Origin of the sequence: Sphingopyxis sp. PAMC25046, assembly GCF_004795895.1 — a bacterium.
GTDB lineage: Bacteria > Pseudomonadota > Alphaproteobacteria > Sphingomonadales > Sphingomonadaceae > Sphingopyxis.
Map to the genome: position 1 here is coordinate 1,639,058 of NZ_CP039250.1, position 13,423 is coordinate 1,652,480.

General features: G+C 66.0%; 7 protein-coding genes. 4 read left to right on the forward strand and 3 right to left on the reverse strand.

Features of this window, described 5'->3' with window-relative positions; all coding sequences use genetic code 11:
- Window positions 1-99 precede the first annotated feature (99 nt).
- The 4 genes from E5675_RS07590 (at window position 100) to E5675_RS07605 (ending at window position 7,747) form a co-directional block, all read left to right on the forward strand.
- The gene (locus tag E5675_RS07590; RefSeq protein ID WP_281727862.1) at window positions 100-1,440 is read left to right on the forward strand and encodes a dicarboxylate/amino acid:cation symporter; all 1,341 of its coding nucleotides are present in this window, start codon (window positions 100-102) and stop codon (window positions 1,438-1,440) included.
- Between the two features lie 31 nt (window positions 1,441-1,471).
- The gene (locus tag E5675_RS07595; protein ID WP_168707813.1) at window positions 1,472-4,606 is read left to right on the forward strand and encodes a TonB-dependent receptor; all 3,135 of its coding nucleotides are present in this window, start codon (window positions 1,472-1,474) and stop codon (window positions 4,604-4,606) included.
- Between the two features lie 56 nt (window positions 4,607-4,662).
- Entirely contained in the window at window positions 4,663-5,571 is a 909-nt protein-coding gene (locus tag E5675_RS07600; protein ID WP_247594826.1) for a DUF4886 domain-containing protein, read from the forward strand.
- A gap of 127 nt (window positions 5,572-5,698) precedes the next feature.
- Window positions 5,699-7,747, forward strand: coding sequence for a transglycosylase domain-containing protein (locus E5675_RS07605; protein WP_168707814.1), 2,049 nt, complete (start codon window positions 5,699-5,701; stop codon window positions 7,745-7,747).
- Window positions 7,748-7,753: 6 nt separating this feature from the next.
- Here the strand turns inward: E5675_RS07605 and E5675_RS07610 are convergent, their stop codons facing one another.
- From E5675_RS07610 to E5675_RS07620, 3 genes are read right to left on the reverse strand one after another with little or no spacing between them, the layout of a single operon-like run.
- Window positions 7,754-8,854: a DNA alkylation repair protein gene (locus E5675_RS07610; protein WP_136173991.1), complete on the reverse strand. Its 1,101-nt coding sequence runs from the start codon at window positions 8,852-8,854 to the stop codon at window positions 7,754-7,756.
- A gap of 10 nt (window positions 8,855-8,864) precedes the next feature.
- Window positions 8,865-10,265 carry an efflux transporter outer membrane subunit gene (locus tag E5675_RS07615; protein WP_136173992.1) on the reverse strand — a complete coding sequence of 467 codons (1,401 nt, stop codon included), beginning with the start codon at window positions 10,263-10,265 and terminating at the stop codon, window positions 8,865-8,867.
- Complete coding sequence (locus E5675_RS07620; RefSeq protein WP_136173993.1) at window positions 10,258-13,422, reverse strand: efflux RND transporter permease subunit; 3,165 nt, start codon at window positions 13,420-13,422, stop codon at window positions 10,258-10,260. Before E5675_RS07620 ends, E5675_RS07615 begins: the two co-directional genes overlap by 8 nt.
- Window position 13,423: the final 1 nt, after the last annotated feature.

The following is a 13,423-nucleotide window of genomic DNA, read 5'->3' on the forward strand; positions in this document are numbered from 1 at the left end:
CATGTGATGTTTGACCCCCTTTCTGCGCCGCTTCTAGATTAGCGGAAAGGCCGCTGGACGGCAAGATGCGCCGATGGGCGCGAGAATGGGGAGAGGCTGGTGGCAGCCACGATCGATCTGAACGCGACACAAGCGGAGCTGACTCCGCGGCCGTGGTGGACGCATCTTTATGTCCAGGTCCTCGCGGCAATCTTCGCCGGCGTGTTGCTCGGCCATTATTGGCCGTTGGTTGCGACCGAGTTCAAGCCGCTCGGCGACGGTTTCATCAAGCTCGTCAAGATGATCATCGCGCCGGTCATCTTCCTGACCGTCGCGACGGGCATCGCCTCGATCGGCGGCGAGACCAAGGCGCTTGGCCGTGTCGTCGGCAAGACCTTTGCCTATTTCCTCTTCTTTTCGACGCTTGCGCTGATCGTCGGGCTGGTGGTCGCCAATGTGATCCAGCCGGGCGCGGGCATGAACATCGACCCCGCCACGCTCGATGCCGGGGCGGTCGCGCAATATGAGGCCAAGGCGCACGAGGCGACGCTCACCGCGTTCCTGCTCGAAATCATTCCGACCACCTTCGTTTCGGCACTGACCGAGGGATCGATTCTGCAGGCGCTGTTCGCCGCCATCCTGTTCGGCCTCGCGCTGTCGCACGCCGGCGAGCCGGGAAAGCAGGTGCTCGGCCTGCTCGAAAAGGTCTCGGTCGTTTTCTTCGGCCTCGTCGGCATGTTGATGAAATTCGCGCCGATCGGCGCGTTCGGCGCGATGGCCTTCACGATCGGCCGCTATGGCGTCGAATCGCTCGCCAATCTCGGTTTGCTGATCGCGACCTTCTATCTGACCTCGCTCTTCTTCGTGATTGTCATCCTCGGCGCGGTCGCGCGGCTGTGCGGCTTTTCGATCTTCAGCCTGATTTCCTATCTCAAGGCCGAACTGCTGCTCGTGCTCGGCACCTCCTCTTCGGAAGCGGCCTTACCCAGCCTGATCCAGAAGCTCGAACAGGCCGGGTGCGCGAAGCCGATCGTCGGCCTCGTCGTGCCGACCGGCTACAGCTTCAATCTCGACGGCACCAACATCTACATGACGCTCGCGGCGCTGTTCATCGCGCAGGCGGTAGGGGTCGATCTCAGCCTCGGCGACCAGATCGCGCTGCTGCTCGTCGCGATGGTCAGCTCGAAAGGCGCGGCGGGGGTCACCGGCGCGGGGTTCATCACGCTCGCCGCGACGCTGTCGATCGTGCCGTCGGTGCCCGTCGCGGGGCTCGCGCTGATCCTCGGCATCGACCGCTTCATGAGCGAGTGCCGCGCGCTCACCAATTTCATCGGCAATGCGCTCGCGGCGATCGTCGTCGCGGGATGGGAAAAGGCGCTCGACCGAGAGGCGCTTCATCGCGCGCTGGGGGGCGAACCCGCGCCGCTAGCCGCGCAGCCGATCGAGGCCGACGCCGATTGACCGGACAAAACAAGATATGGGGAGTGAGACAATGACAATGACCAAAGCCCGCTGGGCCCGCCACAGCAGCCGTACCGTGCTGGTTCTCGCCGGCATCGGTGTCTTCGCCGCGCCGCTCGCCGCGCAGGAAGCGCCGGCCGAGGCCGCCGCCGCCGCGTCTGGCGAAGAAGCGATCGTCGTTACCGGAAGCCGCATCGCGCGTGAAACCTATGACACGCCGGCGCCGGTGATCGGCGTGACTTCCGAAGATCTGCTCGAAGCGGGGGACAGCGAACTCAGCGAAACGCTCGCCGATCTGCCGCAGCTGTCGTCGGCAACCAATGACGCGACCGTCACCGGCAATACGCAGAATTCGGGCCTCAGCTCGATCGAACTCCGCAACTTGGGTTCGAACCGCACGCTCGTCCTCGTCGACGGCCGCCGCACCGTGTCGAACAGCGGCATTTCGAATCTCGTTAGCCTGTCGACGATCCCCAGCGATTTCGTCGACCGGGTCGAGATCATCACCGGCGGCACCTCATCGGTCTATGGTTCGGATGCCGTAGCAGGTGTCGTCAACATCATCACCAAGAAGAATGAGCGCGGGCTGACCCTGCGCGCGCGCACCGGCATCACCTCCGAAGGCGACGGGCAGGAACTGACGCTTGGCGCGACATACGGCACGCGCTTTGCCGACGGCCGCGGCTATTTCCTCGTCAGCGGCACCTATGACCGCGACTGGGGCATCCGCGCGGTCGACCGCGAATGGGCGGTGCGACCGGTCTCCTACGACTATGATTTCGAGAACGGCATCAACGAATTCGAAGGCGTGTATATCAACGCCGACGGCGCGCCCGCGAGCGGGTCGCGCCCTGCGTCCGAATTCCCGCCGCTGGTGATGAGCGACCTCAGCAGCTTCATTCCCGGTGGCGTATTCTCGGGCGCCAGTTCGGCGCGCGACCGTTTCTACCGGAACGGCGTGCTCGTCGAGCGCGGACCCGACCCCGTCACCGGCGAGCCCGTCACCGGCAGCGGAGGCGGCGCGAACAGCCCCGGTAACGTCGGCTATTTCCTGCCCAATCGCGACGGTTACAATCAACGCACCGGCCGCTCGCTGATCCTCGCGCGCAAACGCTATCTGGGTGCGGCGAAGCTCGAATATGAATTTTCGGACGCGATCGAAGCCTTCGCGCAGCTCCAATATTCGCGGATTACCTCGGGCGAGACGCGTGAATCGGTCGGCATCGGCTGGGATTCGACCTATCCGCTCACCGACCCCGTCACCGGCGTGACGACCGAGATCGAATATGGCAAGATCCCATGCCGCCGCGCCAGCGGTTCGGGCTCGGGCCCGTGCAATCCCTTCGTCCCTGCCGAAATCCGCGCCGATGCGCCCTCGACCGGCGCGGGCATCGCGTGGGATCGCCGTTTCGACGAGGTCGGCGGCCAGATCACCGAAAACAAGCGCGAGACGATCCGCAGCTGGGCGGGCCTGCGCGGCAAGATTTCGGACAGCTGGAACTGGGAAGCCAGCTTCGGTTACGGCCAGTACAAGCAGGACCAGTGGCGCCGGAACGAGATCAACGGCGTCAACCTGACGCAGGCGCTCAACGCCGAAATGGGACCCAATGGGCCGCAATGCGCCGATGCCGACGCGCGCGCCGCGGGCTGCGTCGCGATCGACCTGTTCGGCGAGGGGTCGATCACCCCCGAAATGGCGGCATGGATCCGCGCCGACCTGCACCAAGAACTGACGATCCGCCAATATACCGGCCAGGCCTTTGTCACCGGCGAGCTGTTCCAGCTTCCCGCCGGCCCGGTTGGCGCTGCCTTCGGCATCGATTACCGCAAGGACAGCCAGGACCTCACCGGCGACCTCCTGTCGCAGACGGGAGGCACGACGGGCAATGCGGTGCCCAATTTCGGCGGGTCGATCCGCGCGCTCGAGGGCTATGGCGAAGTCAGCGTGCCGCTGCTCCGCGACGCGCCCGGCGCCTATCTGCTCAGCGTCGACGCCTCGGCGCGCGTCGCCGATTATAGCATCGACCGGGTCGGCACCGTGTTCAGCTGGCGCGGCGGCGTCCAATATGCGCCGATCCCCGACATCCGTTTCCGCGCGCAATTCGCCCGCGCCCAGCGCGCACCCGACATTGCCGAGCTTTATTCGCCGCCGCGCGGCAATTTCGAGGCCGCAAATGATCTGTGCGACGGCGTGACCCCGACGACGACGGGGCGGATCGCCGCGAGCTGCCGGCTCGATCCCGGCATCCAGGCGCTGTTCGCGCAGCAGGCGACCGACGGCGTGACGCAGCGTTATACGCAGGCGGGCAACAGCCTCTACAGCCCCAATGGCGGCAATCTCGACCTCAAGGAAGAAACCGCCGATACGCTGACGCTCGGCGCCGTGATCGCGCCGCGGTTCGTGCCCGGCCTGACGATCGCGGTCGATTATTACAACATCCGCATCAAGGATGCGATCGACGCCTATTCGAACCGCGACATCCAGCTGCAATGCTATGACACCGACGTGCCGCAGGCCGACAATCCATTCTGCGCCGACATCACGCGCAACGCGAACAACGGCCAGATCGTCGAACTGGTGCAGCGGCAGGTCAACCTCGCGCGCTTCGACACGCAGGGGATCGATGTCGCCTTCAACTATCGTTTCCGCCTCGACGATGCGCTCGGCATCCCCGGTCGCTTCGACCTGCGTTACGACGGCACGCATGTGCTGAAACAGAAGGTCCAGTTCCAGGGCGTCGACGGGACCGTCACCAACGACCTTGCTGGGGATCTTGCCGAGGGCAGCTTCAAATATCGCGCGCGCGGGTCGCTGAGCTGGAAGCTCGACAATTTCCGCATTCGCTGGACGACCACCTACTATGACAAGATCAACGACAGCAATTCGCTGGCCGACCAATATACCGCGCTGCTCGAAACCAATCCGAATGCCGAGGTGCCGATTTTCCTCAACATCGGCGACGTGTGGGAGCACGACCTGTTTATGTCGTTCGATATCGACAGCGGCGGTAAGGAATTCCGCCTCTATGGCGGGGTGAACAATCTGTTCAATTCGACCAGCCCCTTCCTGCCGAGCGGGACCGAGAGCGGTCGCTTGACCAACCAGAACGGCGTCTATGATATTGCCGGACGCCGCTTCTATGTCGGCGCGACGGTGAAATTCTGATGCGAAACGAAAATACGAAAGCTTCGGGGCTTCGATCCACTGGACCCCTGAAGGCCATGTCGGGAGCGGTGCTGCTGATGCTGGCGGGGTGCGCGCCCGGCCAGGCAGTCGCCAGCACCGCCCCGCATGGTGACGCTGCCGCGGCACCCGCCGAGACCAAGGCGGCGCCGAAGACGATCCTGTTCATCGGCAACAGCTTCACCCAAGGCGCGCATTCGGCGGCGCGCAACTGGCGCGCGGGGTCGGTCACCGACCTCAACAATGCGGGCTATGGCGGCGTTCCCGCGCTGTTCAAGCTGTTCACCGAGCAGGCGGGGCTCGACTATCGCGTCAGCCTCGAAACACAGGGCGGCAAGTCGCTCGGCTTTCATTACGACGAGCGGCGTGAGCGGTTCGACCGCGCGTGGGATATCGTCGTGCTGCAAGAATATAGCACGCTCGACCGCGAACGCCCGGGTGATCCCGCCGACTATATCCGCAACGTCGGCCGCCTCGCGGCGCTGTTCAAGGCGCGCAATCCCGCGGTCGACATCCGCCTCGCCGCGACCTGGTCGCGCGCCGACCAGGCCTACAAGCCCAAGGGCCATTGGTATGGCAAGCCGGTGTCGGCCATGGCCGAAGACCTTCGCGCTGCGGCCGACCGCGCGCGATCCGCCAACCCCGCGGTGGCGGGCGTGCTGCCGGTCGGACAGGCGTGGAACCGCGCGATGACGAGCGGGGTCGCCGACCCCAATCCCTATGACGGCATCGGTTACGGCCAGCTCGATCTCTGGGCCTACGACCATTATCACGCGAGCGTCGCGGGCTATTATCTCTCGGCGCTCATTACCTTTGGCGCGGTTACAGGTATCGATCCCACGACGCTGGGTCCGAAGGAACGCGGCGCCGACGAGCTTGGCCTTTCGGATGCGCAGGCCGCGGCGCTGCAACGCGTCGCGCGCGATACGCTCGCAAGCGCCACATAGGATGCCCGGGAAGCGGTAGAGCGGATCGAAAGAGCCGCTCGTTCGTCACCGAAAACCTGCGCCGTGACCGACTGACGCGACAAGCCATTTGCTTATGCTGTATTGGGGTTGTAATACGGCCTCGAGCATGACCTGGTTTCGTAAACCCGACGGCCCCGACCCGACCCTTGCGGTGGGGCCGGGCGCACCCTTTGCCGATATGGTGCCGCCTCCGCCGCCGCCCGTTCCCGAAACGCGGCGGCGCAAATGGATGCGCCGCATTTCGCGCGGCTTCGCCATTTTTTGCGTTGCTTTTCTCCTGCTCGTCGGCTGGCTCGCGCTCACCGCGCCGCTGTCGAAATCGCTCGAACCGATCGCGCCGCCGCAGATCACCTTGCTCGCCTCCGACGGCACGCCGATCGCGCGCACCGGTGCCATCGTCGATGCGCCGGTCGAGGCGAAGAAACTGCCCAAACATGTCACTGGCGCCTTCCTCGCGATCGAGGACCGGCGCTTTTACAGTCATTGGGGCATAGACCCGCGCAGCATCGCGCGCGCGGTGTGGAGCAATGTCACCGGCGGCCGGACGCAGGGCGGCAGCACGATCACGCAGCAGCTTGCGAAATTCACCTTTCTGACGCCGAAGCGGACGCTCGGCCGCAAGGCGCGCGAGGCGCTGATCGCCTTCTGGCTCGAAGCCTGGCTGACCAAGGACGAGATTCTCGAACGCTATCTCTCGAACGCCTATTTCGGCGACAACACCTATGGCCTGCGCGCCGCCTCGCTTCATTATTTCTACCGCCAGCCGGAAAAACTGACCCCCGCGCAAGCGGCGATGCTCGCGGGGCTGGTGCAGGCGCCGTCGCGGCTCGCGCCGACGCGCAATCCCGACCTTGCTGAAAAGCGCATGAAACTCGTGCTGAACGCGATGGTCGACACCGGCACTATGACCGCGGCCGAGGCGAAGGCGATCCGCACTCCGCGCATCGATGTGCGCACGCGCAACACATTGCCGACCGGCACCTATTTCGCCGACTGGGCACTGCCCGCCGCGCGCAAATTGAGCGATGTCGGCTATTCGCGCCAGACGATCACGACGACGCTCGACGCGCGGCTGCAATCGATCGCGCGCCGCGTGGCAGGCCGCGCGGGGCTCGGCAAGGCGCAGGTCGCGCTCGTCGCGATGCGCCCGGACGGCGAGGTCGTCGCAATGATCGGCGGCAAGGATTACGCCGCCTCGCCCTTCAACCGCGCGACGCAGGCGCGGCGCCAGCCCGGCTCGACCTTCAAACTCTTCGTCTATCTCGCGGCGCTCGAGGCGGGCTGGGAGCCCGACGACCGGATCGACAACAGCGCGATCGAAACCGGCTCCTATCGTCCCAAAAATTCGGGCGGCGCCTATTCGAAGGACATCAGCCTCGAGGATGCTTTCGCCTCGTCGAGCAACGTCGCGGCGGTGCGCCTGTTCGGCGAAGTCGGCGACGAAAAGGTGATCGCGATGGCCCGCGACCTTGGCGTCACTGCGCCGATGGCGAAGGGCGACCCGAGCCTCGCGCTCGGCACGTCGAGCATGACCCTGCTCGAACTGACCGCCGCATATGCCGCCGTCGCGGCGAACAGCTATCCGGTCGAACCGCACGCGTTCAAGGAGGCCGAAAAGGGCTGGTTCGAAAATCTGGTCTGGGGGCCGTCACGCTTCGGGTCGAGCGAGCATGAGGATATCGAGACGATGCTGCGTGCTGCGGTCAATCGCGGCACCGGCCGCGCCGCGCGGTTGCCGCAGGCCAATTATGGCAAGACCGGCACGACGCAGGACAATCGCGACGCGCTGTTCGTCGGCTATGCGAACGACCTCGTCGTCGGCGTGTGGATCGGCAACGACGACAACACACCGCTCCGGGGCATATCGGGCGGCGGCATGCCTGCCCGCATCTGGCGCGATTTTATGACCGAGGCATCGGGCCGGAAGGCCGCGCCGCGCCCCCGCCGCGCCGATCCCGCGGGGCCGGTCGAGCCGCTCGATATTCCCGACATCGGCGACATCCCGGTCGGCGACCGGACGCGCGTCGGGATCGAAGACGGCGACGCCGTAATCTCGACCGAGGTGGGCGGCAGCCGCATCGACCTGCGCCTGCCGATCCGGGACCGCACGCCCGAACCGGTCGAGGAGCCGCCGCCGGTGACGACGCCTCGGTAAGTGGCCTCAGTTCGATAACAGATCGAACGCCCCGGTCGCCACCGTCTGGCCGTTGACGATCAACTCGACCTCATGCCGCCCCGGATGATGGCGCCGCGTGGTGAAATCGCGGATCGTCTGGCTGATACGGAGAGCGGCGGTATCGCCCGCCGCGAGTTCGAAACTCTTCAGCTTGAACACCTTGGGCGCGGTCTTGCCGCCCGCGCGGGCGTAATGAATGCGGTAATCGACCACGAGCCGCTGATTGTCGGACGAATCCGACAGGATTTCGGCGCCGATCGCGATCCGGTCGCCAAGGCGCACCGTCGCCGGAACGACAGCGAAATCGCGCACGCTCACCGCCGCGCCATGGCCAACGCCGATCAGCGCGAGCGCGCGGGGGTCGCCCTGCTTGATCAGCGTGCGCAGCGCGTGGCGAACGATCCATGCGGTGCGTGTATCGTCCTGCGGCCAGCCTGCGAGGCGCGCCAGCAGCCAGTCGGGCCGGTCCTTGGCGATGTCGTTCAGATGGTTGGCGACCGACTTTCGAACGTAAAGGCTGGGATCGGCCTTGAGCGGTTCCAGGATCGGCGCTGCCAAGGTCGGATCGGCCTTGAGCGCCGGCACGCGCGCGGCCCATGGCAGGCGCGGCCGCGCGCCCTCGCTTGCGAGCCGGCGCACATGCTCGTCGTCGCTGTTCGTCCAGCGGGTCATCGCCGCCAGCGCGCGGGGCGTATCCGCCGCAAGAAAGGGACGGATCGCGAATTCGGCGGACCCAAAGCGGGTCAGGTCGGCGAGCGCCTCCATCGACGCGTCGAAATGCTCGAGCCCATGGCGCGCGACATATTCGGTGATCGCAATCGCCTGAAATCCGTGAGTCAATCGCGGTGCGATCGCCCGAAGGACATCGAGGCGCGCCGTATAAACGCCGGGCAGGGCGAGATGGAGTGCGTCGGCGATATGGCGGACGCGCTCCATGATCGACAGCGCGTCGAGCCCGCCCGATGCCGCGTCCAGAAAAACGCCGCGATCGAAGCGCGGTGCCGCTTTCGACCCCGCATCGGCGATCGTTTCCAGCGCGCGAGGCCCCAGAATATCTTTCAGCAGAGCCGGGGCATCGCCGCTCATAATGCTGGCCTCAGCGGCGCTCGACCAGTCCGCCGCCGAGCGCGACGTAGAGCGTGACCAGATTGTCGACCTGTGCGCGGCGGAGTTCGATCAGCGTCTGTTCGGACGCGAACAGATTGCGCTCGGCGTCGAGCACTTCGAGATAGGTCGAAACGCCTTCGCGATAGCGCTTGCGCGCAAGGTCGGCGATCTGGCGCGTCGCGAGCGTGCCGCGCTCCTGCGCCTCCACCTGTTCGGCAAGATAACGGCGTCCGGCAAGCGCGTCGGCGACCTCGCGAAAGGCGCCTTGCACCGCGCGCTCATAGGTGGCGACCGCGATATTCTCACGCGCTTCGGCGACGGTCAGATTGCCCTTGTTGCGCCCGAAATCGAAGATCGGCAGGCTGATCGACGGACCGAAGCTCCAGGTCATGCTGTCGTCGGTGAACAGATTATCGAGCGACAGCGACGCGAAACCGAGATTGCCGGTCAGCGAGATCGACGGGAAGAAGGCGGCGCGCGCGGCGCCGACATTGGCGCGCGCGGCGCGCAGCCGCTCTTCGGCCGCGAGGATGTCGGGCCGCGCGACGAGCAGGTCTGACGGCAGCCCGGCCGTCAGCGTCGGCGATTGCGCCTGCGCGACGAGTGGCAACGGCGCGGGCAGGGGCCCCGCGACGGGCCCGCCGGTAAGCACGGCGAGGAAATTATCGGCCTGCGCCTTGCCGAGCTTCAGGCTCGCGAGCTGCGTCTCGGCCTGCGTCAGCAGCGTCTCCGACTGGCGATAGTCGAGCGCCGAGGTCACCCCGGCGTCGAGGCGGCGCTTGGCGATGCGCAGCCCTTCCTTGCGGCTCGTCACCGTCGCTTCGGCGAGTTCGATCTGCTCCTCGGCGCCGCGTGACGAGAAATAGGTCGAGGCGACGTCGCGGACGAGCGCGAGGCGGAAGGCGCGCTCGGCCGCTTCGGTTGCCAGATACTGGCTGCGCGCGGCTTCTGACAGATTCTTGACCCGCCCCCAGAAATCGAGTTCGAACGAGGTCACGCCGACGCCGACCGAATAGCGATTGATCGTCGAAGCGCCCGTGCCCGGAACCAGCTGGCTGCGCGACCGCGTCGCATCGGCGCTCGCGCCCACGGTCGGCAGGCGGTCGGCATCCTGGATGCGATACAGGCCGCGCGCTTCCTCGATCTGCGCCACCGCGACGGCAAGATCGCGGTTGCGCGCGACCGCCTGCTCGATCAGCACCTCGAGTTGCGGGTCGGCAAAGAAGTCTCGCCATGCGATGTCGGTCGCCCGCTGGCCGAGCGTCACGTCGCCGGCGAATTCGGCGGGATAGTCGGCGGCAGTCGACAGCGGCGGGCGTTCGTGCTTCGGCGCCATGTTGACGCAGCCGGCGAGCGTCGTCGCCGCGGCGAGCGCGATCAGGTTACGCATGGCCGGGCTCCTCATGATGGCCTTTCTCGGCGGGGGCAGGGGGCCGCTTGCGGCTGAGCCATTTGCGCACCGACAGATAGAAGAGCGGGATGAAGAAGATGCCGAGCAAGGTCGCGGCGATCATCCCGCCCATCACGCCCGATCCGACCGCGATGCGGCTGGCCGCGCCCGCACCGCTTGCGATGACGAGCGGCACCATGCCGAGGATGAAGGCGAGGCTGGTCATGATGATCGGACGCAGGCGCAGCTTGACCGCTTCCATCACCGCATCGAGCGTCGATTTGCCCTCGGCTTCCTGCTCGATCGCGAATTCGACGATCAGGATCGCGTTCTTCGCGGCGAGCCCGATGATCGTGATCAGGCCGACGTTGAAATAGATGTCGGCCGAGAGCCCGCGCAGCATCGAGAAGAGCACCGCGCCGAGCACGCCGAGCGGCACCACGAGCAGCACCGCAACGGGCACCGACCAGCTTTCGTAAAGCGCCGCGAGCAACAGGAAGACGACGACGAGCGACAGGCCGAGCAACATGCCGATCTGCCCCGCCGACTGCTTCTCTTCATAGGAGATCCCGGTCCATTCGAACGCGAAACCGGCCGGCAGCTGCGACGCGAGCCGCTCCATCTCGGCCATCGCTTCCCCGGTCGACTGGCCCGGCGCGGGTTCGCCCGAGATCGTCATCGCGGGATAGCCGTTATAGCGCTGGAGCTGCGGCGCCTCGGCCGACCATTCGGCGGTGCTGAACGAACCGAAGGGCACCATGCCGCCGTTCGCGCTGCGCACGCGCAGGTCGAGCACGTCCTGCGGCGTCATGCGGCTCGCGGCATCGGCCTGGAGCAATACGCGCAGCACGCGGCCTTCGCGGGTGAAGTCGTTGGCATAGGCGCTGCCGAAGCTGATCGCGAGCGTCGCATTGACGTCGCCGATCGACAGGCCGAGCGCGCGCGCCTGGATCCGGTCGATGTCGAGCTTCAGCACCGGCGCGTCCTCCTGCCCTTCGGGGCGGACGTTGGCGAGCAGCTTGCTCTGCATCGCGCCGCCGAGCATCTGGTTGCGCGCGGCGATCAGCGCGTCGCGCCCGTTGCCGCCGCGGTCCTGCAGCTTGAAGGTGAAGCCGCTCGACGTGCCGAGTTCGGGGATCGACGGCGGGCTGAGCGAGAAGACGAACGCCTCCTTGATGCCCATGAAGGTGCCCATCGCCTTGCCCGCGATCGCATCGGCGCTGTTTTCCTTGCCCGGGCGGTCCTCCCAGGGTTTCAGCGGCGTGAACATGATCGCGTTCGCCTGACCCTGGCCAAAGAAGCTGAAGCCGTTGACGAGCACGATGTTGGCGACCTGCGGCTGTTCGGCGAAGAAGGCCTTGACCTGCTTGTTCGCCTCGCCGGTGCGCTGCGTGGTTGCGCCCGGCGGGGCCTGAATGACGGTGATCAGATAGCCCTGATCCTCTTGCGGAAGGAAGGACCCCGGCAGCCGGAAAAAGAGCAATGCGGTCACCGCCACCATCGCGACAAAGACGCCGAGCCAGCGCAGCGGCGCCGCCAGCATCTTGCCGACGCTGCCCTGATAACGGTCGGTCGTGCGCCCGAACCAGTCGTTGAAGCGGCCGAAAAACCGATCGGCGAAGGCCCCGATGCGGCCCTTGCGCTCGGTCTGGTCGTGCGGCTTCAAGAGCGTTGCGCACAGGGCCGGCGTGAGCGTCAGTGCGAGGAGTGCCGAAAAGGCGATCGAGATCGCGAGCGTCATCGAGAATTGGCGATAGATGCCGCCGGTCGACCCCGGAAAGAAGGCCATCGGGATGAACACCGCGATCAGCACCAATGTGATACCGATGATCGCCGACGTGATCTGCCCCATCGCCTTCACTGTCGCCTCATAGGGCGGCAGATGTTCCTCGTTCATGATGCGCTCGACATTCTCGATCACCACGATCGCATCGTCGACGAGGATGCCGATCGCGAGCACCATGCCGAACAGCGTCAGCACGTTGATCGAGAAACCGAACATCCACAGGCCAAGGCACGCGCCGGCCAGTGCGATCGGTACGACGACGGTCGGGATCACCGTTGCGCGCCAGTTCTGGAGGAACAGGAACATGACGAGGAAGACGAGCAACATCGCCTCGGCGAGCGTCTTCACCACCTCTTCGATCGACAGGCTGATGAAGGGCGTGGTGTCATAGGGGATCGACCAGGTGACGTCGGGCGGAAAGCCCTTCGACAACTCGGTCATCCGCGCGCGGATGCCCTCGGCGGTCGACAGCGCGTTGGCGCCGGGAGTCAGCTGGACCGCGAGACCCGCCATCGGCTTGCCGTTGAGTTCGGACGAGAAGAGATAGCTCGCCGCGCCCAGCTCGACGCGGCCGACATCACCCAGCGTCACCGCCGACCCGTCGGGGTTGGCGCGCAGGATGATGCTTTCGAACTGCTCGGGCTTGGTGAAGCGGCCCTGCGTCGTGATGACGGCGTTGAGTTGCGCTCCCTTGGCGAGCGGCTGGTCGCCGAGCTGGCCGCCCGGCGTCTGGCTGTTCTGCTCCTGCACCGCGCCCAAGGCTTCGGCGGCGGAGAGGTTGTAGGAGGCGAGCTTTTGCGGATCGAGCCAGATGCGCATCGCATATTCGGGCGCAAAGGCCTGGACGTTGCCGACGCCGTTTACGCGCCTGAGCTCGTCGAGCACGCGCGTGTTGGCGAAATTGTTGACTTCCATCGGGTCGGTGTCGCCGCTCTTCGACGTGATCGCGACGATCAGCAGGAAGCCCGAATTGGCCTCGGTCACCGAAATGCCCTGGCGGCGCACATCCTCGGGCAGGCGCTGTTCGACGCGGCGCAGGCGGTTCTGCACCTCCATCTGCGCATTGTCGATGTCGGTCCCCGCCTCGAAGGTCAGCGTGATCGACGCAGTGCCGTTCGATTCGCTGGTCGAGGCCATGTAGAGGAAGCCCTCGACCCCGTTCAGTTCCTGCTCGATGACCTGCGTGACATTCTGTTCGAGCGTGCTCGCGTCGGCGCCCGGATAGGTGACGCTGATCGTCAGCGACGGCGGCGCGACCGACGGATATTGCTCCACGGGCAGGCCGCGCAACGCGATGATCCCGGCCAGCAGGATGCCGATGGCGATGACCCAGGAGAAGATGGGCCGGTCGATGAAGAAGCGGGGGGTCATG

Bases quoted from the DNA above. Each gene is read 5' to 3' on its own strand.
- E5675_RS07615 (WP_136173992.1), bottom strand. From the start codon at position 10,265: ATGCGTAACCTGATCGCGCTCGCCGCGGCGACGACGCTCGCCGGCTGC.
- E5675_RS07620 (WP_136173993.1), bottom strand. From the start codon at position 13,422: ATGACCCCCCGCTTCTTCATCGACCGGCCCATCTTCTCCTGGGTCATC.
- E5675_RS07600 (WP_247594826.1), top strand. From the start codon at position 4,663: ATGTCGGGAGCGGTGCTGCTGATGCTGGCGGGGTGCGCGCCCGGCCAG.
- E5675_RS07605 (WP_168707814.1), top strand. From the start codon at position 5,699: ATGACCTGGTTTCGTAAACCCGACGGCCCCGACCCGACCCTTGCGGTG.
- E5675_RS07595 (WP_168707813.1), top strand. From the start codon at position 1,472: ATGACAATGACCAAAGCCCGCTGGGCCCGCCACAGCAGCCGTACCGTG.
- E5675_RS07610 (WP_136173991.1), bottom strand. From the start codon at position 8,854: ATGAGCGGCGATGCCCCGGCTCTGCTGAAAGATATTCTGGGGCCTCGC.